Origin of the sequence: Streptomyces sp. NPDC047515 (genome assembly GCF_040643055.1) — a bacterium.
Taxonomy (GTDB): Bacteria; Actinomycetota; Actinomycetes; order Streptomycetales; family Streptomycetaceae; genus Streptomyces.
In genome coordinates this window covers 157380-182299 of the sequence record NZ_JBEYTM010000012.1, presented here as the reverse complement: position 1 = coordinate 182299, position 24920 = coordinate 157380, and the positions used below count along the sequence as shown (strand labels likewise).

Below are 24920 nucleotides of genomic sequence, written 5' to 3'. Positions count from 1 at the left end.
GTTGATAGGCCAGATGTGGAAGCCCGGTAACGGGTGGAGCTGACTGGTACTAATAGGCCGAGGGCTTGTCCTCAGTTGCTCGCGTCCACTGTGTTTGTTCTGAAATAACGAACGGCCGTGTTGTTCCGGTGTTGGTTAATTTCATAGTGTTTCGGTGGTCATTGCGTTAGGGAAACGCCCGGTTACATTCCGAACCCGGAAGCTAAGCCTTTCAGCGCCGATGGTACTGCAGGGGGGACCCTGTGGGAGAGTAGGACGCCGCCGAACTCCTTTTACGGAAAAGCCCCGTGCCCTTGTGGCACGGGGCTTTTCTGCGTTTACCCCTCTTTTTCCGTTCAGTCGGCGGTGACCAGGTGGGTGTCATAGGCCAGGATGACTGCTTGGACGCGGTCGCGGGATCCCGTTTTGGCGAGAATGCGCGTGACATGTGTCTTCACCGTCGATTCGGCGAGGTGGAGCCGCTCGGCGATCTCCGTGTTGGTCCAGCCCCGGCCGATGACTGTGAGGATTTCCCTTTCCCGTTCGGTGAGGCTCGTGATGCGGGCGTCCAGCGTCGTGGGGCCGCCGGGCACGGCCGGCAAGTGGTGTGCGTACGCGTCCAGAAGGCGGCGGGTGAGGCTGGGTGCGACCACCGCGTCGCCGCTGGCCACCGCCCGTATGCCGGAGAGGAGTTCCTCGGGCAGCGTGTCCTTGATGAGGAAACCGCTGGCGCCGGCACGGAGGCCGTCGTACGCGTACCGGTCGAGGTCGAATGTCGTGACAATGAGGACACGCGTGCGGGCACCGGCCCTGATGATGCGGCGCGTGGCCTCGATGCCGTCCAGGAGCGGCATGCGGATGTCCATCAATGCCACGTCCGGATGGTGCTGGGAGACAAGGCTCAGAGCCTCGTGGCCATTGGCGGCCTCGCCGACGACCGTCATGTCGTCCTGGCTCTCCAGCAGCATGCGGAAGCCGAAGCGTTGCATCGGCTGGTCGTCCGCGATCAGCACGGTCGTCACGAGGGGATGTCCTCCAGAGGGAGTCGGAGCCGTACCCGCCAGCCGGCTGTGGCCGGAGTCGTGGGTGTGGCCTGCGTCAGCAGTGGGCCCGCTTCGAGTGTGCCGTCGTAGAGCGATGCCCGTTCACGCATCCCGGTGATTCCCTGCCCGCCTTCCTCGGGTCCGTCCCGGGTGGTGCCCGTGTCCGTGATCAGGGCTTCCAGCTCCTTCGCCCCGTAGGTGAGCGTGACCTCCGCGGTCAGCGACGGGTCGGTGCCGCCGTGCTTCAGCGTATTGGTGAGGGCCTCCTGCACCACTCGGTAGACCGTCAACTGCCGCCCGGCGGTGGGCGGGTACGGCGGAGGCGTGCCCCGGACGCTCAGGCGCACGGGGAGGCCCGCTGTTCGTACGCCGGTGAGGAGCGCGTCCATGTCGTCGGGGGTCGGCTGCGGGGTGCGGTCGGCCTCGGCGGGGTGGTCGCGCAGGACACCGAGCAGACGGCGCAGTTCCATGAGGGCCTGTCGGCTCGTGGTGCTGATGGCATCGAGGGCCTGGGCCGCCAGGTCGGGGCTCTTGGCCGCGGCGTAGGCGCCGCCGTCCGCGAGGCCCGTGATGACGGAGAGGTTGTGGCCGATGATGTCGTGCATCTCCCGGGCGATCCGGGTCCGTTCGGCGGCTGCCGCGAGCCGGGCCGGCTGGTCGCGTTCGAGCTCCAGCCGGTGGGCGCGGTCGACGAGGGCCTCCGTGTACTCCTTGCGCGTTCGGACCACGATCCCCAGCAGGGCCGCGAGTGCGAACGCCCAGAGGTGGGGGACGAACAGTAGGTCCCAGCTGTCCGGGAAGCGCACCGAGCCGACCACGAGCGGGGCGGTCACCAGGGCACCCGCCCGCGCCAGGGCTCGCGTGGGCAGCCGTAGCGCGATGTTGAAGACGACGATCTCCTGCAGGTAGGCGGCCTGGACGAGCGCCCCCGTCCAGACATTGATCAGGGCGAACGGGGTCATGAACATCAGCACGGCCGGCGGATGGGTGCGGCGCCACAGCAGCGGTGCGGAGAACGCCACGCTCATCAGCAGGACCACGGGTTCGGGCGCGTTCTGGTTGCCGGCCACGGTCCGCCAGCCGCCCGTGGTGAAGTCGAGTACGGCGGAGATCACCCACAAGGTGGTGAGCAGTCCGTTCCAGACCACGGGCCGTCGCAGGTCGAACGCGCGGACGCGCCGGAGCAGTTGCTGGAGGTGGCCGGTCAGTGCGGTGGTCCCCGAACCCCGGTCCTTGTGGTCGTCCGTCACGTGTCCATCCTCGTGGGCGGCCGGCCCGGCGTCATGCGTCGCGTCGGCGCAGTAGCAGTGCGGCCGCGGACAAGGTGGTTCCGGCCCACAGGCACAGGGCGAACAGGGCTGCGCCCACGGAGGCCTCGCCCGGGAGCGGGGTGGCGGAGCCGAGGGCGCCGGCCGCCTGGGTGGGGAAGTATGTGACGGCGGTCTTCACCGCGTCGTACGGCAGCATGGAGAGGACCTCCGGCAGGATCATCACGCCCCCGATGAACGCGCCGATCGCGCCCGGTACGGAGCGGATCAGGGCGCCGAGCCCGAGCGCGATCAGGCTGAGCAGGGTGATGCCGACGGAGTTGCCGACGACCGCGCGGAACACGCCCGGGTCGCCGAGTGAGGTGGCCTGGTCGGTGTCGTGGAGGAGCGTCCGGGCGATGACGAAAGTGAGCAGGGCGGTGGTGAACATGACCACGAAGACGGTGGCGGTGAAGACCGCCGCCTTCGCCCACAGGACCGGGAGTCTGCGCGGGACCGCGGTGAGCGAGGCGCGGATGAGGCCTGTCGAGTACTCGCCCGCGGTCACCAGGATGCCCAGGACCACCGTGCACAACGTACCGAGCACCGAGCCGTAGAGCACCAGGACGACCGTGTCGACGTCGGAATCGCCGCCGTCGGAGGTGTATGTCGCGCCCATCACCACGCCGATGCCGAGAACCAGGGCGGACGCCGAGATCAGAGTGATCCAGGAGGAGCGCAAGGACCGGAGCTTGTGCCATTCGGAGCGCAGGACCCTGGTGGCTGTGACTCGGTACGGGCTTTGTTCCGGGTGTCGTTCCGGGCGGGGGGTCGGGTGGCTGACCGCGGTCGTCATGCGGGGGCTCCGGTCGGTTCGGGGGCGGCGATCCGGTACTCGACCGACTCCTGGGTCAGATCCATGAATGCCTGTTCCAAGGAGGCGGTCCGCGGGGTGAGTTCGTACAGGGGGATGGCGTGGGCGGCCGCCGTGCGGCCGATGTGTGCCGCGTCCGTGCCGCGGACCTCCAGTTCGTCGGGGGCCGAGGCGGGGCCGGAGGCGATCTCGATGCCGGGGCCGGTGAGGAGCTCGCGCAGGTCACGGGTGCGCGGGGTGACGACCTTCACCGACGCGCCGCCTGCGGTGGCCACGAAATCGGCGACGGTCGTGTCGGCGAGGAGCCGGCCTCGGCCGATGATGATCAGATGGTCGGCGGTGAGTGCCATCTCGCTCATCAGATGTGAGGAGACGAGGACCGTACGGCCCTGCTCGGCAAGGGATCTCAGCAGGTTGCGGATCCACAGCACGCCTTCCGGATCGAGGCCGTTGACCGGCTCGTCCAGGATGAGGGTGGCCGGATCGCCGAGCAGCGCGGCGGCGATGCCGAGGCGTTGACCCATGCCGAGCGAGAAGCCCTTGATCCGTTTGTGGGCGACCGTGTTCAGGCCCGCCAGATCGAGGACGTGCTCCACGCGGCCGCGCGGGATGCCGTGGGTGTGGGCGAGCGCCATGAGGTGGTTGAAGGCGGTCCGGCCGGGGTGGACGGAGCGGGCCTCCAGGAGCGCGCCGACCTCGGTGAGCGGCGCGCTGTGGGCGGCGTACGCCCGTCCGCCGATCGTCGAGCGGCCTCGGGTGGGTGCGTCCAGGCCGAGCAGCATGCGCATGGTCGTCGATTTCCCGGCGCCGTTCGGCCCGAGGAATCCGGTGACGGTGCCGGGCCGGACCGTGAAGTCGAGGCCGTGGACGACGGTGGTGCCTCCGTACCTCTTGGTGAGTTCGTATGTCCTGATCATGCGGTCGACGCTACGGAGGGGGCGTGCCGCGGGCATTGGACCCGGGGCGGGATGTGGCGGGGCGGGTAGTACCGGGGTACGACGACGCCCTGCCCGGTGAATGTTGTTTGCACAGGTCGGGTGCCCATGGAAAGGATCGGCGGATGGAACATGTGATTCGAGCGGTACGCGCCGATGAGTGGCCCCTGGTCAAGGAGTTGCGGCTGGCCGCCCTGCAGGACCCGGCGGCGCCGATCGCGTTTGTGGAGACGTACGCGCGGAGCGCGGCGCAGCCCGACGAGTTCTGGCGGGACCGGGCGCTCGGTGCCTCCGAGGCCGGGAACGGTGAAGTGCGGCAGTTCGTCGCCGTGGGGCCCGGCGGGCGGTGGGACGGCAGCGTCACCGTGCTGATCGAGCGGCCGGACGCGGAGGTGCGCTTCGGGGAGGCGGTCGACGTCCACCAGGCCCATGTGGTCGCCGTGTTCGTACGGTCCGAGGCGCGGGGCGGGGGACTGGCGGAGGCGTTGTTCCGGGCCGGGACGGACTGGGCGTGGTCGTTGGGTGAGCCACGGATCGAGCGGGTGCGGCTGTATGTGCACGAGGACAACGCGCGGGCCGCGGCGCTCTATCGGCGGGTCGGATTCGTGGCCACGGGACATTCGGTGCCCGTGCCGGGCGATCCGTCCGCGCGGGAGCTCGAATACGCGGTGGGGCGGCCGGCGGTGTAGGTGGCGCGCGGGGCCCGTTCGGTCAGCCCGTTCAGTGTGAGCCCATGAGCTCCTGCGGCCAGCGGGAGCGGGCCTGCTCGCGGGAGCGGAGGAGGGCCAGGGTCGGCAGGCCCGTGGCCTGCCCGGTCGACAGCAGCTCCGGGAGCCGGGGCAGGGGTGCCACCGCGGCGACGTCGTCGAGCACGAGCGTCATTGGTGGGTCGAGCCGACCGTCGGTTGACCGCGCGGCCATGCGGCGGCCGTGCTCGACCACGTGCGAGGCGAGTGCCGTGAGCAGGGGCATTGCTCCGGGACCCGAGCGGGGATCCTCGATCGGTTCACCCACCACATAGAGGGTGCCCCCTTCGTCCGCGAAAGATTCCAGCACGAGCGAATCCGCCCGGTTGGGCATGCAGGCGTCGCGGATGTGGACCGAGGAGAGCGCGGTGAAGGCCCGCACCGTCAGTTCCTGTGCCATTTCGCGGCGTTCGGGGTGGGCGGTGAGCGCGGACTCCAGCAGGCCGGCGAGTCCGGAGGCGGCTTTGGGGTGGGTACGGAGCAGGCGCACCGGTTCGTGGGCGCTGCCACCGAGGGCCCAGCGGTGGACCTGGCGGAAGGGGCGGCCGTCGATGGCGGCGGCGTGCAGCCAGCACTTCAGGAGCGTTTCCGCGGTGTCGGCCGTCGTCGCGTCGATACGGGCCTGCGGCCGGACCGGGGCGAGGAGCGCCGTGGAGCGCGCGGCGGCCGTGTCGGGCTGCTCGCAGCCCGCCGTGGGGGACCAGTGGAGGCGGGCCGGGGTGTCGCAGAGGTGGCCCGGGTCGTAGACGAGGACCGGGCCGAGCTTGGCGCGGGCGTCCTTCGTCTCGGCCCAGACGGTGGGGTCGGAGGTGACGACGAGCGCGGGCCCGTCGGCCTCCTGGATCGCCTGGACGACGGTGGGGCGGCGGGTGGCGGCCGGTCCGTACACGACGAGGGGGGTGCGGGGGGCGGGGAGCGCGGCGGCGTGGGCGGGGAGCGGATCGGTGTCGGACGGTGCGTGCTCCACGGGGGTGGGCGCGGGTACGGGGGGCGGCTCCGGGGCGGAGGTCGTCGCTGGGGCGGGTGCGACCGCCGGGTACTGGAGCGTCTGCTGCGACTGCGACTGCGACTGCGACTGCGACTGCGACTGCGACTGCGGCTGCGGCGCAGGGGTGGGAGCAGGGGTGGGTACCGGCTGGGGTTGTGATGGGGCCTCGGTACGGGGTTCGGTGCGGGGCTCGTGCTCCTGGGACCGTACGGCCTCGACTCCGTCCGCGGCCATGCCCCCGCCGCCGTACCGTTCGTCGCGCTGCCGCGCGCGTACCGCCCGCCAGCGGGCCACCACGCCCAGCACGAACACCGTCAGCACCACCAGCACCATCAGCTCGCCGATGAACAGGCCCCAGAACAGGCCGTACCCGGAGAGTGCGTCCGCCGGGGTGTTCGGCCAGGCGGCCGGGAGGTCGTGCGGGGCGGCGACGAGTCGACGCATTGCCAGCGGAGTCTCGGTGAGGGAGACCCCCTCCGGCCAGGCACCGTGCGCGAGGAGTCCGGCCAGGCCGGTGGCCGTCCAGGCCAGGAGCGTCAGCCCGAGCAGGAAGGCCAGCAGCCCTATCAGCAGCCCGTCCGGGATGCCGCCGCTTCCACTGCCCCCGGTACGTACCTCGCCGCGCCCCGCCATGTCATGCCACCGTTGACTCGGACGACTCGTTCAGCCGTTGTTGGTGCTCGATCCGGGCCGCGCGCTGCTCGGCCTCCAGCTCGGCGGCGCGTACGTCCTCCGGGACGAGTTCGGTGGCCGAGGACTCGGTCATCGCGCGGTCGGTGAAGACCAGCGGGCGTTCCGCCTCGGTGATCAGGTGTTTGACCACCTGGACGTTGCCGTTGACGTCCCAGACCGCGATGCCGGGGGTGAGGGTCGGGATGATCTCGACCGCCCACCGGGGCAGGCCGAGCACGCGTCCCGTCGCTCTGGCCTCGTCGGCCTTCTGAGCGTAGATCGTGCGGGTCGACGCCATCTTGAGGATCGCCGCGGCCTCGCGGGCCGCCGCTCCGTCGACGACGTCGCTGAGGTGGTGGACGACGGCCACGAACGACAGACCCAGCCGTCGGCCGAACTTCAGCAGGCGCTGGAAGAGCTGCGCCACGAAGGGCGAGTTGATGATGTGCCAGGCCTCCTCGACCAGGAAGATGCGTTTCTTCCGGTCGGGCCTGATCCAGGTGTGCTCCAGCCAGACGCCGACGATCGCCATCAGGATCGGCATGGCGATCGAGTTCCGGTCGATGTGCGAGAGGTCGAAGACGATCAGCGGGGCGTCGAGGTCGATGCCGACGCTCGTCGGCCCGTCGAACATGCCGCGCAGGTCACCGTCGACCAGCCGGTCCAGGACGAGGGCGACATCCAGGCCCCAGGCCCGTACATCGTCTATGTCGACGTTCATCGCCTCGGCGGATTCGGGCTCCGGGTGGCGGAGTTGGCCGACGATGTCGGTCAGGACCGGCTGCCGGTCGCTGATCGTCTCGTTGACGTACGCGTGGGCGACCTTCAGCGCGAAGCCGGACCGTTCGTCCAGGCCGTGTCCCATCGCGACTTCGATGATCGTGCGGAGCAGGGCGAGCTGGCCGGTCGTGGTGATCGCGGGGTCGAGCGGGTTGAGCCGGATGCCGCCGTTGAGCGCGGTGGTCGGGTCGAGGCGGATCGGGGTGAGGCCGAGCTCCTGGGCGATGAGGTTCCATTCGCCGACGCCGTCCTCGCCCTGGGCGTCCAGGACGACGACCTGGCGGTCGCGGAAGCGGAGCTGGCGGAGCACGTACGTCTTCTCCAGCGCGGACTTGCCGTTGCCGGACTCGCCGAGCACCAGCCAGTGCGGGGCGGGGAGCTGCTGTCCGTACAGCTGGAAGGGGTCGTAGATGTAGCCCTTGCCGGAGTACACCTCGCGGCCGATGATCACGCCGGAGTCGCCGAGGCCGGGGGCCGCGGTGGGCAGATAGACGGCCTGGGCCTGTCCGGTCGACGTACGGACGGGCAGCCTTGTCGTCTCCACCTTCCCGAAGAGGAAGGCGGTGAAGGCGTCCGAAAGCGCGGACAGCGGATCTCGCATGGCGTGACCGACCTCCCTCTCGTTTCTCTCGGTTCTCTCGGTCGTTCTGGGATCAGCGACGGATGCCGGTGGCGAACGGCAGGGTGTTCACGAAGGCGCGGTGGTGCTCGCGGTCGCACCACTCCAGCTTGAGATACGACTTGCCGGCCGAGGCCCGGATCGTCCGCTTGTCGCGGGCGAGGGACTCGGGCGAACGCGAGGACACGGTGATGTACCCCACCAGGTTCACCCCGGCCGCACCGCTCGCGAGGTCTTCGCCCCGCTGGTCGAGCCGGCCGTGTGCGGCGATGTCGCGCGGGTCGACGGTGCGGTTCATCTTGGCCTGACGGCTGGCTTCCGCCTCGTCGTTGGTCTTCTCGGTGAGCATCCGCTCGATGGCGACCTCGGTGGGTTCGAGGTCCATGCAGACCGCGACCGTACGGATCACATCGGGTGTGTGGACGAGGAGAGGGGCCAGGAAGTTGACGCCGACGGGTGTCATCGGCCATTCCTTCACCCAGGCCGTGGAGTGGCACCAGGGCGCGCGGGTGGCCGACTCTCGGGTCTTGGCCTGGAGGAACGTCGGCTCGACCGCGTCGAGTTCGGCCGGCCAGGCGTTGCGCTTGGTCATGGCCTGGATGTGGTCGATGGGGTGGTCGGGGTCGTACATGGAGTGCACGAGGGAGGCCAGCCGGCTCTGGCCGAGCGGCTGGCGCACCCGGATGTCGGCCTCGGCCAGGCGGGCGCAGATGTCGGTGAGTTCGCGCGCCATGACGACGGCGAGGCCCGCGTCCCGGTCGAGCTTGCGGCCGGCCTCGGGGCGGGCGGCGCGGGCCATGGCGTTGGCCTCGGCGGCCAGCTCGCGGGTGTAGTGCATGCAGGCGACGAGGTAGGCGCGGTGCTGCTCGCTGGAGGTGGAGACCATGGACTGGAGCTGGTCGTACGACTCCCGCAGCCAGTCCGGGGACGTGTGGTCGCCGCGCTGGGCGACGTCCTTGGCGTGGGCGTCGGGGTCGGCGGGGAGGGTGCGGGCCAGCATCTGGATGCGGGTGACGAAGCCGTCGCCGTTGGCGACGTGCTTCAGCAGCGTGCCGAACCGGTCGACGAGGGCTTCCTGGTCCTCGCTGTCGCGCAGGCCGACGCCGGGGCCCTCGATCTCGATCGCGGCGGTGACGGTGCGGCGGTCGGCGTGCAGGAGTACGGCGATCTCGTCGGGTCCGAAGGGGGCGGCGAGCCAGTTGATCCGGCCGATGCCGGGGGGCGGGCCGATCTCGACCTCGCGCCCGTCGGCGCCGACGCCCGCCTCCATGGCGCCGGAGCGGTAGGCCGTACCGCGACGCAGGGAGCGCTTGTAGCTGCGGTTGATTTCAAACCATTTATAGAAGGTGCGGTGTTTGTACGGGAGGTACACGATCGCCAGGGCGAGGATGGGGAAGCCCGTGAGCAGCGCGATCCGCGGGGCCAGGTAGGGGACGATCAGCCCGCTCATCATGCCGAGGAACGCACCGGCGATGATCAGCGCGATCTCGCCGGTCTCGCGGTTCTTGCCGACGATCGCGTTCGGCCGGGCGCGGCCGATGAGATACGTACGGCGGGGCGCGATCGTGTGGGACGGAGTCGTCAACGCCCTCCACCTCCCGTGCTGTTGTTACCTGAACTGCCTGATCCGCCACCTCGGGGGGAGCGGCTGCCGTGGGGGGTGCCGGAGGTCGGTCCCGATCCGCTGCGGGGCGGAGGTGCGGCGGCGGAGACGGATCCGCCCCCGCCGCCGGAGTTGCGGGAGCTGTGCGCGGCGACACCACCGCTGACCGCATTGGCCGGCCGGGCCCCGCCGCCGCTGCCACTGTCGCCGCTGTTCTGGCCGCTGCGGCTGCTGTGGGTCTTGATGCCCTGGGAGACGAGGGCGGCCGGTGAACTGATCATGGCGGCGGCCTGGGAGCCGTCGGTGGCCTGCTTGCGGTTGGTGCGGGCGCCCTGGATCTCGTCGCCGAAGCCGGGGACGAACCGGTAGATCATCGCGGAGGCGAAGATCGCGAGCAGGATGATGGCGAGGCCGGACACGACGGCGGAGAACGCGTTCGGCCCGTCGTCCTGGGAGAGCGCGCCGGCCAGCCCGAGCACGACGACGATGACCGGCTTGACCATGATCACCGCGATCATGATGCCTGCCCAGCGGCGGACGTGGCCCCACATGTTCTTGTCGACGAGCCCCGCGTAGACGACGGTACCGAGGAGGGCGCCGACGTAGAGCAGGGCGGCGCGGATGACGAGCTCCAGCCAGAGGATGCCGGCGGCGAGGATCGAGACCAGCGAGACGACGATCAGCATGATCGGTCCGCCGCCGATGTCGGAGCCCTTCTTGAGGGCTTTGGCGAACGATCCGAAGAAGACGTCCGTCTGCCCGCCGGAGGACGTGGCGATGATCTCGGTGACGCCGTCGGTCGCGGAGACGACCGTGTAGAGGATCAGCGGGGTGAACGCCGAGGCGAGGACCGTCAGCCAGAGGAACCCGATGGCCTCGGAGATCGCGGTGGTCAGCGGCACGCCGCGGATGGCGCGCTTGGCCACGGCGAGCAGCCACAGGACGAGGGTGAGAACGGTGGAGGCGGCGAAGACGATCGCGTACTGCTGGAGGAACTTGGTGTTCGTGAAGTCGACGTTGGCGGTGCTCTTCACGGCGTCGCTGAGCTTGCCGACGATCCACGCGGCGGCGTCGGCGCAGCCGCGAGCGAGGGAGGAGAGGGGGTCGAGGGCGTTGTCGGGGCTGCTGGGGACGTTGGAGGGGGCGCCTGCGTCGCCATCTTCGCAGTACTGCTTGGCAGGGCCGATCAACAGGTCGCAGGCGTTGTTGCTCTTACTCGGGCTCGGAGATGGAGACGGGCTGGGGGCGGCAAACGCGCGGGCCGAGAAGACGACAAGGGCCGTCTGCACTGCCACCATCGCGGCAACGGTGGATCTGGTTCGGAGGCGAGGGCTACCTGGCATAAGTGAAGCCTCCGTACTCCTCGACCGCCTTGCTGATCTCTTCCGAGCTGGAAGCGGCGACATCCCCCGGGACCGGAGCTGGACCGTCCTTCTGGGAGTCGCTGACGGCCCGCCAGCCATTGCTCGTCCAGCTGAGTTGGACGGTCCAGGTCTTCCATGAGGTTCTGACGGGATCGGTGGACTCTGGCCCGGACATGCCGATCAGCCCCGTGTACCAGACCGAGACCTTGGCTGTATCGCCCTCATAGGCCTCCACCTTCGTTCCCACGGGGATGGTTCGCGAGACGAATACGCTTCCCTGTGGTGCGTTGCCATCGGGGTCCAGGCCCAGCTTCCCGAGGAAGCCGACGGAGTACGCGGCGTCCTGCGGTCCCCTGAGCTTTGCCGCGGCCTCAGACGTGTAAATCGTGTTCACGATTTCGTGACGGCTGTCCTTCTTGAACATCCCGACAGAGCCCAGAGCCACGGCAAAGTTGGACGCTGCGCTCTGCGCCCCCTGCTCGTCATGGGCGAACCCCGACGGAATCGAACCGTTCTTCCCCGTCACCGGCTTCGTCCCCGTGGCCGCCGTGGACGATGAGTCCGGTTTGCCCCCGCTGCTGCCCGAGCGACCGTCGTTGCCGTCTCCGCTGCCTCCGCTCATGTTCGCGAACGCGATAGCCGCGATCAGGAGGACGACCACGCCGACCACCGTGACGAGGGAGCGGGAGCTGCGGGCGGGGCGGCGGGGGGTGCCGTAGCCGTCGCCGCCCTCGCGGTCGGGAAGGCGGGTACGGGTCTGGCGCGTACCGCCGATAGTGCTGTACGCATCGTCCGTACGGCTCGAACCGCTGCCGTAGCCCTTCTCGTCGCCGGGACTCATGCCGCGTACGCCCCCTCAACCGTTTCCTGAACCGGGTAGTACGACGGTAGCCGTGCGGGTTCCCGCGCGGGCGCGGTGTGGTGACTCGACATCAGGGAGACGCAACCTCTGCCGGTGGGCACGACGGACGGATGGTGTGGGGGTGGGCTGGAGTGCCCCTGGCGTGGGATGACTGCCGGTCAGACGGCCATCCCATAGACGATGGTGAACAAGGTTCCCAGAGATCCGATGATGAACACACCGGTGAGACCGGCAACGATCAGCCCCTTGCCCTGCTCCGCGCTGAACGTGTCGCGGAGTGCCGTGGCACCGATGCGCTGCTTTGCCGCGCCCCAGACCGCGATACCGAGGCAGAGCAGGATGGCGATGGCCATCACGACCTCGATCATTACGCGGGCCTCGTTGCCCAAGGTCCCGAACGGCCCCCAGTTCGGGGCGATTCCGCCGATGATGGTGGTGATGTCGCCCTTTTCAGCTGCCAGGATCATGTAAGTCACCGCCCCTGTTGGGTAGTTCATTGCCCCTGCCACACGACACGGGTCGCTCTCTATCTTCGCTGATGAAACTGCTCTCGTACGACGGCTTGACGGCTCTCTTTACCCGGATCTCGTACGTTTGACCGGTCCGATCCCCTGACCTGCGGATCGAATCGGTGTGTGACCGAATACGTATGGTTACTCTGTGTATCACGGGGGGTGACGTCGGGCAATGAATGCCATCCCGCCACCCTGGCCGAGACCTTTGCGCAGGGCCTGGTCGGCGCTTGGCCAGGTCAGAGCAGGGGGTGGCGCGGGACGGGGGGCCGGGGCGGTGTCGTCCAGTCCGGCGGCGGCCGGAAATCGCACCAGGTGCCGTCGAAGGGAAACGTTCCGGCTTCGGCGAGCCGTACGACCGAGTCGCCCTCGCTCCGGATGGCCGATGCCTCGTCGGCCGACCAGTAGGCCGGGTCACCGGTCTTCGCGGCGAAGGACTGCTCGTCCTTCCACCGCCAGCTCCGGTCCGGCGCCACGTTGATGTCGAGTTCGTGGTCGGCGATGTCGATGTCGTCACCGTGGTGGACCCGGCGCTCCAGATTTACGTACCAGCCGCGGAACTTCTGTCTGCGGCCGAAGAGCCAGAGAACGGAGTGCGAGGCATCGGTGGGCTGGTAGAAGAGCGCGCTGCCCATCGGCCACCGGTCGGCGACCACGGGATACCCGTCGGCCGGGCGGTCGTGCGGGGCGATGTCCCGCAGATGCGCCCCGCGTGGAAGCTCCGGACGCCACATCGGTGTGCCGGCCTCCATCCACACCAGCTGGCCTGCTTCGGTGCGCTCGACGAGGCGTACGGGCACCGAGGCGCTCAGGTGTCCGCCGATGAAGAAGTTCCAGCGGAGTATCCGGCCCGGGTCGTCGTTCATGTTGTCGATCATGCCCGGGGCGCGGTGGGCGGACACGTGATCAGAGAATCGGTTCGGCGTGCCGCCGTGCGCGTGGCTGGACACGCCGGGAGCGCGGCTCCTGCGAATGAATCGATCGAACTGGCTGATATTGGTGTGATCTGATATTTTATCCGCAGTTGGAGGGGGTCCATGCTGCGCATGAAGACTCGGCAGGCGAGCCGAGCGAGGCGATATGTCCGTGGTCCCGCCGCCCGGCACCGTACTGGGCCGGTGCGCCGTACTGGGCGGGCGCGTCGCCCGGACCGGTGGAAGCCCGGAGCTCACCTGTACCTCGGATGCCGCCGGGGACTGCGGCTTTGTCGTATGTCATGAACCCGGGGCTTCCGATGGGGTCGGAGCAGACGCCGCCCCCCTCGGCACGTCACCGCTGAAGGAGCGTTGCCGGCCTTCCGATTCGCTGCGCCGCGGTGGCCCACAGCAGTACCGCGCAGACGAACGCAGCACCGGCGAACACCAACGGGCGCGCGAGGGCATCTTCCCGCGCGCCCGCGAGCAGCGCGCCGACCGCGGCGGGGACAAGGGTCGCCGTGGGCAGTGCGCGGCGGCGCGGCGCGGTCTCCGGCGCGGCGGGAGGAAAAAGGCGGGAAACTCACCTCGGTGAGATTGCTCGGCGCGCCCACCAGGTCCGGACGCGGCAGGACGTACGAGTTCAGTCCCTCCGCCCCCGCGATCGTGACCACTGCGACCCCGACGGCCGCGCAGCCCTCGCGCCAGCACCGGCGCACCAGGGTGACCAACCCGATCAGCGCGATCCCCACGGCGACGGTCTTGTGCTCCGCCGTCAGCGGCGGTGGGCCCACCGACTGGCTCCACTCGAAGCTGCGCGCCTGGTCGGCGAACCCGATGACCAGGAAGTTCTCCGCCGACTGCCCGGTCGGCGTGCACACCACGAGCAGGTGGACCGCCGCGAACGCGAGGAGAAACAGTACGGCGGGGGCCGGACGAGCAGTCAGGCAGATGAGCCGCCGCGCCGCTCCGGAAGCGGGGGCGGCCGACCGGTCGGTGCTCAGTGCCGAGTCGGTGGGTTTTCCTCGTTGCCAACCTCGGTGAAGTGGTCGAACTCGTCGGCCACGACGCCCTTGGTGAAGGCGTCCCATTTCGTCGTGGTCGTCGTCACGACGTTCTCGGGGTCGCTGGTCTCCCGTAGATGGACCAGGTCGTTCGGGCCGAAGGCGATCTCGATCCAGGGGCCGGGGCCCTCCTCGCCCTCGGGGGCGGCGCGGACCCAGGTGAGGTCGGTGGGGATGTCAGCCATGGGCGTGGCTCTCCTTCAGGGTGCGTACGAGGGCTGCCCACGCGGCGGGTGTGGTGCGGAGTATCACCCCGGCGGGGTCGCCGCTCTCAGCGAGCTGGACGGTGCCGGGGGTGGGGGCGGCTATGTGTACGCAGGAGTTGCCCTGTGCGCAGTAGGACGATTTCTGCCAGGCGGGAGCGGGCACCGTGGGTTCCTTCACAGGTCGCGGGCGATGTTGTGGATGAAGTCTCTGGACGCCTCGGGGTCCAGCGCGGTGGCTTCCATGCGGCCGAGCAGGACGCGGTACTTCTCCAGCTGCGCCTCGGCGTCGAGGAAGACGGGGCCGTGGGACTGGTCCAGGTTGACGGTGTCGAGCTGTGGGACCGGGCCGTGGAAGTAGTAGATCGACTGACCCGACCCGGCAAGGGCTCCGGACGAGAAAGGGATGACGCGGAGGGTGATGTGGTCGCGTTCGCCCATGTCGAGGAGGTGCTGAAGTTGCTTGTGGGTCACTTTCGGGCCGCCGAACTGCATCCGCAGTGCGGCCTCGTGGACCACGCCCTGGTGCGGCGTCGGTGATTCCCGGAACAGCACGGCCTGCCGTTTGATGCGGAAGGAGATGCGGTGCTCGATATCGGGAGGCGACAGCTCGGGCACATCCTGGCGGAAGACCTCACGTGCGTATTCCGCCGTCTGGAGGAGGCCGGGGACATGGATGGTGACGGCTGCTCGCAGCCCGTGGGCGTGGTGCTCGATTTCCGCCAGGTCGAGGAGTGGTGCGGGCAGGATTCCGCGGTACTCCTCCCACCACCCGCGCGTGCGGTCTCCCGTCATGGCGGCCAGGGCGTTGATCAACTCATGGTCAGAGCAGGCGTAGTGGCAGGACAGGGTGCGCACCCGCTCGGCGCTGACGCCGTAGCGGCCGGCTTCGATGTTGCTGATGCGTGCTTGGTTGCCGCCGAGGAGCCTTGCGGCCTCGGTCGCGGTGATCCCGGCGCGCTCACGCAACTTGCGGAGTTCGGCCCCCAGCCGTTGGCGGCGGGCTGTTGGTGTGGCGCTGGATGACATCACTCGCTCCCCGGCTTGGTCACCCACACGAGGGTATCTGTCATGTAATTCATGAAGTTCATGGAATGCATTCCATGTTTCGTTCTACTGTCGGGCTCAGGCCACTCGCCCGGAAGTACCCCGTTCGACGGAGCGGTCTCGTCACCGGGCACATCGAAGCGCACCCTCCAACCTCCCTCCGTGATCGGAGACCTCCATGGTCAGTGCCACGGTATCCCCGCCCTGGGCGTACACCCTCCAACTCCCCCAGGATCCCCGCGCCCCCGGCGTGGCCCGCTCCACCCTCCGCACCGTCCTGCGCGTGCACGGCATGCGCGAACTCACCGAAGTAGCCGAACTGTTGGCGAGCGAGCTGGTCACCAACGCGTACCTGTACTCCTCGGGGGCCTACTCCCTGCGCCTGCGCGACGCCGGGCACAGCCGTGTCCGGCTGAGCGTGTGGGACACCAACCCGCACATCCCCGCCCCCTTCCGATGGAACGCCGAAGCACCGGAGGAACTCGCCGAACGCGGGCGGGGGCTGTACCTCGTCACCCTCTACGCGGAGAGCTGGGGCGCCCACCCCATGGGGACCGGACTGCCGGGCCAGGGCGGCAAACTGCTCTGGGTGGAATGCGCCGCCAAGACGGAGGGGTAGGGCCTCTCGTCCGGATCACGCCGGGCTCGCGTACCCCGGCCTGATCCGAACGAAAGGCCCCAGGCCGGGGGCCGGACCGGGCGACAGACATGCGGGGGCGGGCACAGCCTCGTTGCATGGTGCGGAGCGAGGCGAAGGACGTGGCCGGGTATCTGGCCGAGGTGTCCGAGGAGCGCAGGAACGCCCTGGAGAGGCTGCGGCGGCTGTGCCGGACGGAGCTCGCCGGTTTCGACGAGGTCATGGCGTACGGAATGCCCGCGTACGAGCGGGACGGCGCCGTCGAGATCGCGTTCGCCGCCCAGAAGCAGCACATCTCCTTCTACCTGCTGCGCGGTGACGTGCGCGAGACGTTCATGGAGCGGCTGGCCGGACAGAACATGGGGAAGGGCTGTCTGCGCTTCCGCAAGGCGGAGGCCATTGACTACGACCTGGTGCGGGACCTGCTCCGGGCGACGGCCACGGCGACGGGGCCGGGCGCGGTCTGCTGAGCGGAGCCGATCCGCCCGTGACCGGCGGAAATTCGCTGGTGGTGGGGCGGGAGCGGCACGTAGGAAGGGGGGTATGAATGCCTCCACGTCCATACCGTCGGCTGCTGATCGGCGGGCCTTCGTCCGCGCCACACTCGACCTGGGGGACGTACTGCTGCGTCCCTGGAGTCGCGAGGGCGCCGATCTGGAGGCGATGCTGGACGGACTGGTCGCCGCCGCCGCGGACCCGCTGATCGCCCGCTGGAACCCCTTCCCGGCAGCCGATCGCACCGAGGCCATGGCGTGGCTGGAGCTGCGCGAGGGCAGTTGGGACCGCGGCAATGCCGCTACCTTCGCCGTACTGGGTGCGGCCGACGGCGCGGTCCTGGGTGCCGTCGGACTGCGCTGGGACGACCGCGCGGACGGCCTCGCGATGATCGGCTACTGGACGCTCCCGGACGCCCGTGGACGGAACGTGGCCACCAGAGCGACATCGGCGGTGACCGACTGGGCCTTCAGCACCGCCGACGCCCGCCGGATCGAGATCGCCCACGCCGTCGGCAACGAGGCCTCCTGCCGGGTGGCCCACCGCTGCGGATTCCTTCTTGAGGGAACGCTGCGCCAGTCCTACCGCTACGGCGACGGGGCGTACCACGACGAACATCTGCACGCCCGTCTGGCAACCGATCCGGTGCCGGCCGGCCGCGCGACGACCTGACCGGCGGGTACGGACCGAGTCGTCGGCCGGCGCTTCGGGATAAGCCCGTTCGGGTGAACCGTGGGTCGTGATGTGCCGGGCCCTGCGGGGGCACGACGCCTTGAAGCGCGAGTGGGCGCGGCGTGTCGCCCGCACGGGATTTGGCACAGTGCCGCTCCACGATCAAGGACGGAGCGGGGTGACCGGAGTGGCAGTGGTGGAACAGCCGGGGGGCCGTCAGCGGCTGAGCGATCTGGCGGGGCTGAAGAGCGGTGGCGACGGGGACGTACTGAAGCACAGCGATGGGCCCTGGCAGCGAGCGGCCGGTGGTGCGGAAGTGATGTGCACGCACCTCGGCCCGGTGAAGACGGAACTGGAGACCGCGCACGAGGGACTGCTCGCGGGGACCGCGGGGCTGACCTCGCTGGCGGAACTGGGCGCCGTGCGGGAGTCGTGGGAGCGACGGTTCGAGGCCGCGCGGGGTGAGTGCGGGGCCCTGGCCGGGAAGCTGCGGGCTGTCGCCAGGGCCCAGGGAGAGACGAACGAAACCGTGAAGGCGTCGTTCGCGCCGGTGGCGGGTGGACCGCGTTGACTCTCACCTGGGCACAGTTACGGGACCTGAGGTGCGGCGAACTGGAGGGCGCGGCCGACGGGTGGGGCAGGGCGAGCAACCGTGCCGACGCGGGCCGGGACCGGATCGATACGCAGATGCTGACCGGGTTGCGCGGTACACAGCACGGCGAGGCGGCGAGCGCGGCGGTCGGACGGCTGCGGCAGCTGAGCAGCAACCTGCAGTACGTCTACACGGAGTGCGGGCTGCTCCGTACGACGCTGAACAGCATGGCTCACGAACTGCGTGCCCAGCAGCGGGTGTTGCGCGACGCCCTGGACGACGCCGAGTCACTGAAGCTCACCGTCCACGCGGACGGTTCGGTGACGTACCCGGCGGCGGGAGAGGGCCTGATCGACGGCAGGCCGTTACCGGGTGGCAAGGCTTCGGGCGACGCGGTGCCGGGCCTCCTGCCCCCCTCGGGCCTGGTGGCGCCCAACCCGAACGCGGCAAAGGCGCAGGACATCGCGGACCGGGTGGCGAAGGCCGTGCGGACGGCGGCCGAGATCGACTGGCGGTACGCCCGCATCCTGCGCCGGCTGAAGGCCGAGGAGGGGCTGAAGGTCCCCGACATCACGTGGACCGACGCGGCGGGCGACGCGGCCACGGTACGGGACGCGGCGCGCGGCTACCTGAAAGACGGCATCCCCCGCGACGCGTCACCGGCCGAGCGGAAGGCATGGTGGGCCGCCCTGACGGACGAACAGCGCGAGGAGTACCTGGCGGTGTACCCGGACCAGATCGGCAACTTGGACGGCATTCCGGCCTTGGTGCGGGACGCGGCGAACCGGGACAACCTGCAGCTGCTGATGGGGAAGCTGGAGGGGCGGGACGACGCGAAGTCGGAGACGCAGCTCGCGGGGCTGCGGGAGATTGACCGGCAGTTGCGGGAGGGGCGGCAGCCGCCGATGTTTCTGCTCGGCATCGGGGACGAGGGGAACGGGCGGGCGATCGTCTCGTTCGGGAATCCGGATGCGGCCAAGAATGTGTCGGCGTATGTGCCGGGGCTGAATACCTCCTTGGATGAGGAGTTCGCGAAGGGTGATTTGAAGCGGGCCAGAGATACAGCTATTGGAGCGAAAGAAATGAACCCGGGCACTCCCAGCGCTTCGATCGTTTGGCTCGGATACGATGCGCCGCAAGCCTCAGTCACTGATCCTCTGGGAAGCTTGGACGTGATGGGTGAAGGGAATGCGAGGATTGGCGCTCTTGCATATAACAAATTTATGGCCGGCATTTCTGTAACCAATCAAAACGACGATCCTCATATCACAGCGATTGGTCACTCGTATGGATCCCTGACGGTCGGTCTTGCTGCTCAAGAGCGAGCTGGTATCCCAGGTGCTGATGACATCATTCTGGTTGGCAGTCCAGGAACTGGGGCGCGATCCGCTGACGAGCTTGGCGTTGGAAAGAACCACGTTTTCGTGGGAGCGGCCGAGAATGATCCTGTTACCAAACTACCTAACGGTAGGGAAGCGGGCGGCATTGGGGCTGGTGTCGCAGGCGGGGCGTCGACAGGTTTTGTCCTTGGTGCGAGCACGGGTCCGGTAGGCGCTGTCATTGGTGGCGCAGCGGGGGGCATCGTCGGCGGATTTGCCGGCTACACGGCACAAGATGCGCAGTCGGATGAAAGCGAGGCCTGGTTTGGAACCGACCCGGCCCACCGGGACTTCGGAGCAAACAGGTTCGCCGTGAGCGATGGCCCGCGCCCATTCGAGCGAGGGCATGAACCAGTGGAAGCACATTCGAATTACTTCAACCCGTCCAAAGATCAGATGTCGGCAGACAATATTGCGAGGATCGTTTCAGGGAAGTCGGAACAGATTCAACGGGGGCGTCCCAGGTGAGATTGCACTCTGCTTCTTTGGTGGCGGCGCTGCTCCTCCTGTCGGGATGCGGAGTTGTGAATGGCTCGGCAGGTTCAGGTAATGGCGGAGGTGATGGTGAGAATATGAACATGCAAGAAGCAGCAAAAAGAGCGGATGAGATCCTCGATGATACGTTTGCGAGGATTGAGCCGCCAGTTCGTTGGGTTCATGGAGAGTCCACAGAAGGGAGTTGTGATGTATCTCGACGGCGCGCAGTCCTGACTGTGATTTCTGCGACGCGAAGAGGAAGCTTCTTCGGGATTGTGGAGCGGGGCTGGAAGGATTCCGGATACCGTCAACTTGGAGTGAATGCAAACTCGTCGAGTCCTGCAACTTACTTTGAGACGCCGGATGGATTTCGAATTCGACTTCTCATTGGAGGGGACGGTCAGGCGTTCTTCGAAGTGGCCACGCCGTGCGTCGACGAGTCAACGGTCGCACCACCCACCCCGGCACCTGGCGAGGATGAGCGCGCGGGAGAGCCGGTGCCGGGCCCCAACGTCCGCTCGGACTTCTGGTCCGCCGGGGCGTCCTGATGTCACGTCTCCGTCACCAATGACCCATAACCAGACGGTCGGTGGCGGAAAAGGATAGGCCGATCACCTGGGACTTTGAGTCCCTCATTGGGCCCTGGGGCCCATGCCGCGCCCAGTGTTGGTGTGGTCGCATACAGAGACCGGGGGAACTGTCGCTGCGCCCACTCACAAAGCTGGGAGATTCGCCGTGTCTGGCATACGAGAATTAGCGGTTCCGGGTGGTGCCGACACGAGTGCCGCCGAGGCCCGTCCAGGCAGGCAGTCGTTGTCGCGCCCTCTGCAGGCGGTGCTGATTCTCGTCCGACTGCTCTTCGTCGTCACCGTCGTTGGTGTGATCGACGAGTTGGTCGTGGCCTCGTCCGTCGATGCCGTGGACGGGCGGCTGTTGGGCATGCTGCTGTACGCGGCGATGCCCGGCGTCACCGGGTTCGTGCTGTCGCTGTACATGCGCACCGGCGGCGTCTGGATCTGGCGCGGGCTCCTCGCCGTACACGCCTGGCTCACCCTCGGCGCCCTGGCAACACTGGGCGGGAGCACCGGCGGGCAGGGCGTGGCGCAACTGGTGATGCCGGTTGTGGTCGTCGTTCTGCTGCTGCGGCCCGGCTCGCGTGAATGGTTCGGCCTCAGCACCGAACAGCGCGCCGAACACCGCTCGTTCAGCTTTGCGCGGATGATCAAGTGGCGTCGGGACGCCGGTCAGACCGCGATGGAGTACCTGGGCATGATCCTCGTGGTCGTGGCCCTCATCGGCGGGCTGGTGGCGACCGGGATCGGTGGACAGCTGACCGGTGAGCTCCGGAACGCCATCTGCCAACTGACCGGCAGCGCCTGCCCGGCACCCCAGGTCGAGGTGGTGGCCGGCAAGGGCTCGGGCAAGGGTGGCGGCGCTTCGGCCGGTGGATCCGATTCCGCCGGCGGCACGGGCTCCGAGGGCTCGACCGTGACCGGCGGCACGGGCTCCAGCGGGTCGACGACGTCGGGAGGAAACACCGCGTCGGGAGGAAACACCGCGTCCGGTGAGTCCACCGCGTCCGGCGGCAACACCGCGTCCGGCGGCAACACCGCGTCCGGCGGCTCCGGATCCGGCGCCGGCGGCACGGACGGCTCCGGCGGCGCAAGCGGCTCCTCCGGTTCCTCCGGCTCTTCCAACTCAACCAACGGCGATTCTTCTTCGCAGGTCGACGCGGGTAGACAAAGCCCGAAGCCGAACACGTCCCGCCCCTCCGACGGCAACTTCGTCACCGGTGTCATCGGCAAGGACGGCCTCTGGGGCGATGTCACCGGCGCCGTCGACACGGTCATCCACCCCGGCGACACCATCAAGGGCATCGCCGACCAGTACGCCCAGTCCGCCCGGGGCGCGAGCGACAAGTGGAACAAGGGCAAGTACATCCCCGCCGTCTGGGACATGACCAAGGCATCCGGTGGGGGTGGCGGGGCGGTCGCCGGGCTGCCCGGTTCGGGTTCGCGCGTCGAGGGGGCGGTGCGGGACGCGGAGCGTGACTACCTCAACGCCCGCATCCCGACCGACGCCACCGCGGCCCAGCGCAAGTCGTGGTGGGATGGGCTGACGCAGCAACAGCGCGACCAGTACCTCGAACTCTCACCGGACAAGATCGGCTATCTGGACGGCATCCCGGTGGCGGACAGGGACGCGGCCAACCGGAAGAACCTTCCGGACCTGATCTCGAAGCTGGAGGGGAAGACCGACTCCAAGTCGAAGAAGCAGCTGGCGGGGTTGCTGGAGATCGACCGGCAGCTCCAGGAGGGGAGCAAGCCGCCGATGTACCTCATCGGCATCAGTGACGAGGGCAACGGGAGGGCCATCGTCTCCTACGGCAACCCCGACACTTCGAAGAACGTGTCGGCCTACGTGCCGGGGCTGAACACTTCCCTCGACGAGGAGTTCGCGAAGAGCGGACTCAAGCGGGCCCGTGACACGGCGATCGGTGCCCAGGGGTACGACCCGTCCACCGCGGCGATCGTCTGGCTCGGGTACGACGCCCCGCAGACACCGGACGGGCTGCACAGCCTGGCGGTCGCGGGCACCGGACGGGCGGAGAAGGGCGGTGCGGCCTACAACGACTTCATGGGCGGCATCGTGGCCACCAACCAGAACAAGGATCCGCACATCACGGCCATCGGGCACTCCTACGGTTCCCGGGCCGTGGGCGCCGCGACGCAGCGCGAAGGCGGCATACCGGGGGTGGACGACATCATCCTGGTCGGCAGTCCGGGGGTGGGCGTGGACCGCGCCGTGGATCTCGGCGTCGGCAGCGGACACGTCTTCGTCGGCGCCGCGGCCAACGACCCGGTGACCAAGCTCCCGTCCAAGACGCAGGTCGTCGTGGGCGCGGTGGGGATGATCCTGGGCGGCCCGGCCGGCGCGTACCTGGCCGGAGACCTGGCCGACCCGGGCGACGACGACCTCTGGTTCGGCAAGGACCCGGCGAGCAAGGCCTTCGGCGCCCAGCGATTCCCGGTGGCCCCCGGCCAGCCCCTGATCAGTACCAGCGGGGTGAGTTTCGACGCCCACTCCAACTACTTCGATCCGGTACGAGACGCTATGTCGGCGGACAGCATCGCTCTGATCGTGTCGGGACACTCCGACAGGCTCAAGATGGAGGAACAGCGATGAAGCGAAGGTTCCAGACCGTCGCGGTGGCCCTGGCTTTCGGCTTCGCACTGTCGGGCTGCGGCAACGACAGCGGACAATCGAGCGGCAGCGGGAGCGCCGGGACCACGAAGAGCACCGAGAGCACCAAGGGGAGCAAGTTGAACATGCAGGAGGCCGCCGAACGGTCGGACAGCATGCTCGACGCCGTACTGAAGGCGATCGACCCCGAGGTGCAGTGGGCGCACGGACCGACGACGACCGGCAGTTGCGATGTGACGCGCAGGCGCACCGTGATGACCATCGTCTCGGCCGAGCGCCGGCAGAGCTTCCTGGACCAGGTCGAGAAGTTCTGGCGCAAGAGCGACTACCGGATCAAGGCCAAGAACAACGACGAGGAGTTCCCGGCGATCTACGCGCAGACGAAGGCCGGATTCGGCATCAGCGTGAGCTTCCGCGGCAGGGGACAGGCGTTCTTCGAGGCCGACAGCCCCTGCGTGAAGGAGTCGAAGGTGGCCGAGTCCGCCTCCAAGCCCAACGGACCGGCGTACGAAGGGGTCTATCCCCTCCCGCGTCCCAATGTGCGCTCCGACTACTGGTCGGCCGAAGCGTCCTGATGGAACCTCAGTGCGCCGGAGCGTCCGCTCGTTGACTTCGGTGACCCGGTTGATTCGTACACACCCGCGAAAACGCCCATGAACCCGGCCCCGATGGGGGATGGTTGAGGGGTGCGGAAATTCTGGGTGGTCGGTGGCATCGGTGTCGGCATGGCCATGAGCTTCGTGGCGCTGCTCGTCGTCGGTACGTACTCCGCTGCTGCTGGACTCGTCAGCTCCGGCAGCAGCGGAGCCGTCGGGCTGGCGAAGGGGGCCGTGCCCGCGAAGTACCAGGCGCTGGTACAGAAGTGGGGCAATCTCTGCCCCGCCATCAACCCCGCCCTCCTGGCCGCGCAGTTGTACCAGGAGAGCGGGTGGAACCCGCGGGCCGAGAGTCCCGCCGCCGCTCAGGGCATCGCCCAGTTCATCCCGAGCACCTGGGCGGGACACGGGATCGACGGCAACGGGGACGGTAAGCGGGACATCTGGGATCCGGCCGACGCGATTCCGTCCGCCGCCTCGTACGACTGCGAACTGGCCGGGTACGTGAAGAAGGTGCCGGGCGATCAGACCGACAACATGCTGGCCGCGTACAACGCCGGCGCGTACCGGGTGATCCGCTCGGGCGGCGTTCCGAACATCTCCGAGACGCAGAACTACGTCACCATCATCCGGTCCCTGGAGAAGAGCTTCGCCCGGCCCGTCGGACGGGTGCAGCCCTCACAGCAGGCGGCCGGGGCCATCTACTTCGCGCAGAAGAAGCTCGGCACGAAGTACCTGTGGGGCGGCAACGGCACGCCGGAGCAAGGCGGGCGGTTCGACTGTTCGGGGCTGACCCAGGCCGCGTACCGCACCGTGGACATCGAGCTGCCCCGAGTGGCGAACGACCAGTACAACGCCGGTCCGCATCCTTCGCGTGACGAGCTGCTCCCCGGTGACCTGGTGTTCTTCTCGGACGATCTGACCAACTCGCGGGCCATTCACCACGTGGGGCTGTACGTCGGGGGCGGATACATGATCAACGCGCCCTACACCGGGGCCGTGATCCGGTTCGACAAGATCGACACGCCCGACTACTTCGGTGCGACGCGCGTCACCAAGGACGGGGCCGCGGCCCTTCCGACCGCCCTTCCGGCCGACCGCCCGGGGGCATGACGCGCGTACGGCGGTGGCCGGAACTCTCCGTGAAGCCTGGGCCCTGAGCTGCGACGATGAGTCACTCTTCGATAACGTCATGGTGATCATTCGGTGGAGAGTGGAACGCACGCACGGGGCACGTCGTTCCCTGGGGGGACCGGACGGACCGGGGCGGCGGTGTACTGACCATGCGGCGCCGACCAGGGAAACGCTCACGGGTGGAGCGGCCACGCCGTGCCGGTCCACAGGCAGTGATCCACGCAGTGATCGAACCGACACGGGGGTTCGTCAAAGCGGTGCACAGGAGTGTGCCCCGCGGCA

The 24920-nt window shown here is 68.7% G+C and carries 23 protein-coding genes and 2 rRNA genes; 11 read left to right on the top strand and 14 right to left on the bottom strand.

Going from position 1 to position 24920, the window contains the following annotated elements; all coding sequences use genetic code 11:
* Together ABZ826_RS13665 and rrf are read left to right on the top strand one after the other, a co-directional pair.
* Window positions 1-73, top strand: a 23S ribosomal RNA gene (locus tag ABZ826_RS13665); the annotation flags it as partial.
* A gap of 77 nt (window positions 74-150) precedes the next feature.
* Window positions 151-267 (top strand): 5S ribosomal RNA (rrf, locus tag ABZ826_RS13660).
* Window positions 268-335: 68 nt separating this feature from the next.
* Here the strand turns inward: rrf and ABZ826_RS13655 are convergent.
* The 4 genes from ABZ826_RS13655 to ABZ826_RS13640 are packed head-to-tail and all read right to left on the bottom strand — an operon-like array spanning window position 336 to window position 4060.
* Window positions 336-1001 (bottom strand): response regulator transcription factor, encoded by a 666-nt coding sequence (locus ABZ826_RS13655; protein ID WP_361446666.1) that lies wholly within the window; start codon window positions 999-1001, stop codon window positions 336-338.
* Entirely contained in the window at window positions 998-2272 is a 1275-nt protein-coding gene (locus ABZ826_RS13650) for a histidine kinase (RefSeq protein ID WP_361446664.1), read from the bottom strand. Before ABZ826_RS13650 ends, ABZ826_RS13655 begins: the two co-directional genes overlap by 4 nt.
* A gap of 31 nt (window positions 2273-2303) precedes the next feature.
* Window positions 2304-3125: an ABC transporter permease gene (locus ABZ826_RS13645; RefSeq protein WP_361446662.1), complete on the bottom strand. Its 822-nt coding sequence runs from the start codon at window positions 3123-3125 to the stop codon at window positions 2304-2306.
* Window positions 3122-4060 (bottom strand): ABC transporter ATP-binding protein, encoded by a 939-nt coding sequence (locus ABZ826_RS13640; protein ID WP_361446660.1) that lies wholly within the window; start codon window positions 4058-4060, stop codon window positions 3122-3124. Before ABZ826_RS13640 ends, ABZ826_RS13645 begins: the two co-directional genes overlap by 4 nt.
* A 143-nt stretch (window positions 4061-4203) precedes the next feature.
* On the opposite strand from ABZ826_RS13640, the gene ABZ826_RS13635 reads away from it, so the two are divergent.
* Window positions 4204-4767 (top strand): GNAT family N-acetyltransferase, encoded by a 564-nt coding sequence (locus ABZ826_RS13635; protein ID WP_361446658.1) that lies wholly within the window; start codon window positions 4204-4206, stop codon window positions 4765-4767.
* A 31-nt stretch (window positions 4768-4798) separates the two neighbouring features.
* Here ABZ826_RS13635 and ABZ826_RS13630 read toward each other — a convergent pair whose 3' ends face one another.
* From ABZ826_RS13630 to ABZ826_RS13585, 10 genes are all read right to left on the bottom strand, one after another.
* Window positions 4799-6445, bottom strand: coding sequence for a type VI secretion protein (locus ABZ826_RS13630; protein ID WP_361446656.1), 1647 nt, complete (start codon window positions 6443-6445; stop codon window positions 4799-4801).
* A gap of 1 nt (window position 6446) precedes the next feature.
* The gene (locus tag ABZ826_RS13625) at window positions 6447-7865 is read right to left on the bottom strand and encodes an ATP-binding protein (protein WP_361446654.1); all 1419 of its coding nucleotides are present in this window, start codon (window positions 7863-7865) and stop codon (window positions 6447-6449) included.
* A 52-nt stretch (window positions 7866-7917) separates the two neighbouring features.
* Window positions 7918-9468, bottom strand: a complete 1551-nt coding sequence (locus ABZ826_RS13620; RefSeq protein WP_361446652.1) for an SCO6880 family protein — start codon at window positions 9466-9468, stop codon at window positions 7918-7920.
* Window positions 9465-10784, bottom strand: a complete 1320-nt coding sequence (locus ABZ826_RS13615; RefSeq protein WP_361446650.1) for a hypothetical protein — start codon at window positions 10782-10784, stop codon at window positions 9465-9467. Before ABZ826_RS13615 ends, ABZ826_RS13620 begins: the two co-directional genes overlap by 4 nt.
* 34 nt (window positions 10785-10818) lie before the next feature.
* Window positions 10819-11691, bottom strand: a complete 873-nt coding sequence (locus ABZ826_RS13610) for a hypothetical protein (protein ID WP_361446648.1) — start codon at window positions 11689-11691, stop codon at window positions 10819-10821.
* A 179-nt stretch (window positions 11692-11870) separates the two neighbouring features.
* Window positions 11871-12179 carry a hypothetical protein gene (locus tag ABZ826_RS13605; protein WP_018101695.1) on the bottom strand — a complete coding sequence of 103 codons (309 nt, stop codon included), beginning with the start codon at window positions 12177-12179 and terminating at the stop codon, window positions 11871-11873.
* Between the two features lie 284 nt (window positions 12180-12463).
* Entirely contained in the window at window positions 12464-13090 is a 627-nt protein-coding gene (locus ABZ826_RS13600; protein WP_361446646.1) for a DUF402 domain-containing protein, read from the bottom strand.
* A 1048-nt stretch (window positions 13091-14138) separates the two neighbouring features.
* On the bottom strand, window positions 14139-14387 hold the full coding sequence (locus tag ABZ826_RS13595) for a DUF397 domain-containing protein (RefSeq protein WP_361446644.1): 249 nt from the start codon (window positions 14385-14387) through the stop codon (window positions 14139-14141).
* Window positions 14380-14571, bottom strand: coding sequence for a DUF397 domain-containing protein (locus tag ABZ826_RS13590; RefSeq protein ID WP_361446642.1), 192 nt, complete (start codon window positions 14569-14571; stop codon window positions 14380-14382). The genes ABZ826_RS13595 and ABZ826_RS13590 overlap by 8 nt, the downstream gene beginning before the upstream one ends.
* Window positions 14572-14582: 11 nt before the next feature.
* Window positions 14583-15434 carry a helix-turn-helix transcriptional regulator gene (locus ABZ826_RS13585; RefSeq protein ID WP_361446640.1) on the bottom strand — a complete coding sequence of 284 codons (852 nt, stop codon included), beginning with the start codon at window positions 15432-15434 and terminating at the stop codon, window positions 14583-14585.
* Between the two features lie 196 nt (window positions 15435-15630).
* Between ABZ826_RS13585 and ABZ826_RS13580 the strand changes: the two genes are divergently transcribed.
* The 8 genes from ABZ826_RS13580 to ABZ826_RS13545 all read left to right on the top strand — a co-directional run bounded on the left by ABZ826_RS13580 (window position 15631) and on the right by ABZ826_RS13545 (window position 24617).
* The gene (locus tag ABZ826_RS13580) at window positions 15631-16071 is read left to right on the top strand and encodes an ATP-binding protein (protein ID WP_361446638.1); all 441 of its coding nucleotides are present in this window, start codon (window positions 15631-15633) and stop codon (window positions 16069-16071) included.
* A 116-nt stretch (window positions 16072-16187) separates the two neighbouring features.
* On the top strand, window positions 16188-16559 hold the full coding sequence (locus tag ABZ826_RS13575) for a DUF1801 domain-containing protein (RefSeq protein ID WP_361446636.1): 372 nt from the start codon (window positions 16188-16190) through the stop codon (window positions 16557-16559).
* 73 nt (window positions 16560-16632) lie between these two features.
* Window positions 16633-17256, top strand: a complete 624-nt coding sequence (locus ABZ826_RS13570; RefSeq protein ID WP_361446634.1) for a GNAT family protein — start codon at window positions 16633-16635, stop codon at window positions 17254-17256.
* A 178-nt stretch (window positions 17257-17434) separates the two neighbouring features.
* The gene (locus tag ABZ826_RS13565; protein ID WP_361446632.1) at window positions 17435-17827 is read left to right on the top strand and encodes a hypothetical protein; all 393 of its coding nucleotides are present in this window, start codon (window positions 17435-17437) and stop codon (window positions 17825-17827) included.
* Window positions 17828-17943: 116 nt separating this feature from the next.
* Window positions 17944-19695 carry an alpha/beta hydrolase gene (locus ABZ826_RS13560; protein WP_361446630.1) on the top strand — a complete coding sequence of 584 codons (1752 nt, stop codon included), beginning with the start codon at window positions 17944-17946 and terminating at the stop codon, window positions 19693-19695.
* A gap of 843 nt (window positions 19696-20538) precedes the next feature.
* A complete protein-coding gene (locus tag ABZ826_RS13555; RefSeq protein WP_361446628.1) occupies window positions 20539-22890 on the top strand; it encodes an alpha/beta hydrolase in 2352 nt (783 codons plus the stop codon).
* Entirely contained in the window at window positions 22887-23483 is a 597-nt protein-coding gene (locus ABZ826_RS13550; RefSeq protein WP_361446626.1) for a hypothetical protein, read from the top strand. The genes ABZ826_RS13555 and ABZ826_RS13550 overlap by 4 nt, the downstream gene beginning before the upstream one ends.
* 126 nt (window positions 23484-23609) lie before the next feature.
* Window positions 23610-24617, top strand: a complete 1008-nt coding sequence (locus tag ABZ826_RS13545; protein WP_361446681.1) for a bifunctional lytic transglycosylase/C40 family peptidase — start codon at window positions 23610-23612, stop codon at window positions 24615-24617.
* Window positions 24618-24920: the final 303 nt, after the last annotated feature.

Bases quoted from the DNA above. Each gene is read 5' to 3' on its own strand.
- ABZ826_RS13600 (WP_361446646.1), bottom strand. From the start codon at position 13,090: ATGAACGACGACCCGGGCCGGATACTCCGCTGGAACTTCTTCATCGGC.
- ABZ826_RS13575 (WP_361446636.1), top strand. From the start codon at position 16,188: ATGGTGCGGAGCGAGGCGAAGGACGTGGCCGGGTATCTGGCCGAGGTG.
- ABZ826_RS13560 (WP_361446630.1), top strand. From the start codon at position 17,944: ATGCTGACCGGGTTGCGCGGTACACAGCACGGCGAGGCGGCGAGCGCG.
- ABZ826_RS13595 (WP_361446644.1), bottom strand. From the start codon at position 14,387: ATGGCTGACATCCCCACCGACCTCACCTGGGTCCGCGCCGCCCCCGAG.
- ABZ826_RS13645 (WP_361446662.1), bottom strand. From the start codon at position 3,125: ATGACGACCGCGGTCAGCCACCCGACCCCCCGCCCGGAACGACACCCG.
- ABZ826_RS13625 (WP_361446654.1), bottom strand. From the start codon at position 7,865: ATGCGAGATCCGCTGTCCGCGCTTTCGGACGCCTTCACCGCCTTCCTC.
- ABZ826_RS13580 (WP_361446638.1), top strand. From the start codon at position 15,631: ATGGTCAGTGCCACGGTATCCCCGCCCTGGGCGTACACCCTCCAACTC.
- ABZ826_RS13615 (WP_361446650.1), bottom strand. From the start codon at position 10,784: ATGGTGGCAGTGCAGACGGCCCTTGTCGTCTTCTCGGCCCGCGCGTTT.
- ABZ826_RS13585 (WP_361446640.1), bottom strand. From the start codon at position 15,434: ATGTCATCCAGCGCCACACCAACAGCCCGCCGCCAACGGCTGGGGGCC.
- ABZ826_RS13640 (WP_361446660.1), bottom strand. From the start codon at position 4,060: ATGATCAGGACATACGAACTCACCAAGAGGTACGGAGGCACCACCGTC.
- ABZ826_RS13630 (WP_361446656.1), bottom strand. From the start codon at position 6,445: ATGGCGGGGCGCGGCGAGGTACGTACCGGGGGCAGTGGAAGCGGCGGC.
- ABZ826_RS13605 (WP_018101695.1), bottom strand. From the start codon at position 12,179: ATGATCCTGGCAGCTGAAAAGGGCGACATCACCACCATCATCGGCGGA.
- ABZ826_RS13550 (WP_361446626.1), top strand. From the start codon at position 22,887: ATGAAGCGAAGGTTCCAGACCGTCGCGGTGGCCCTGGCTTTCGGCTTC.
- ABZ826_RS13570 (WP_361446634.1), top strand. From the start codon at position 16,633: ATGAATGCCTCCACGTCCATACCGTCGGCTGCTGATCGGCGGGCCTTC.
- ABZ826_RS13635 (WP_361446658.1), top strand. From the start codon at position 4,204: ATGGAACATGTGATTCGAGCGGTACGCGCCGATGAGTGGCCCCTGGTC.
- ABZ826_RS13610 (WP_361446648.1), bottom strand. From the start codon at position 11,691: ATGAGTCCCGGCGACGAGAAGGGCTACGGCAGCGGTTCGAGCCGTACG.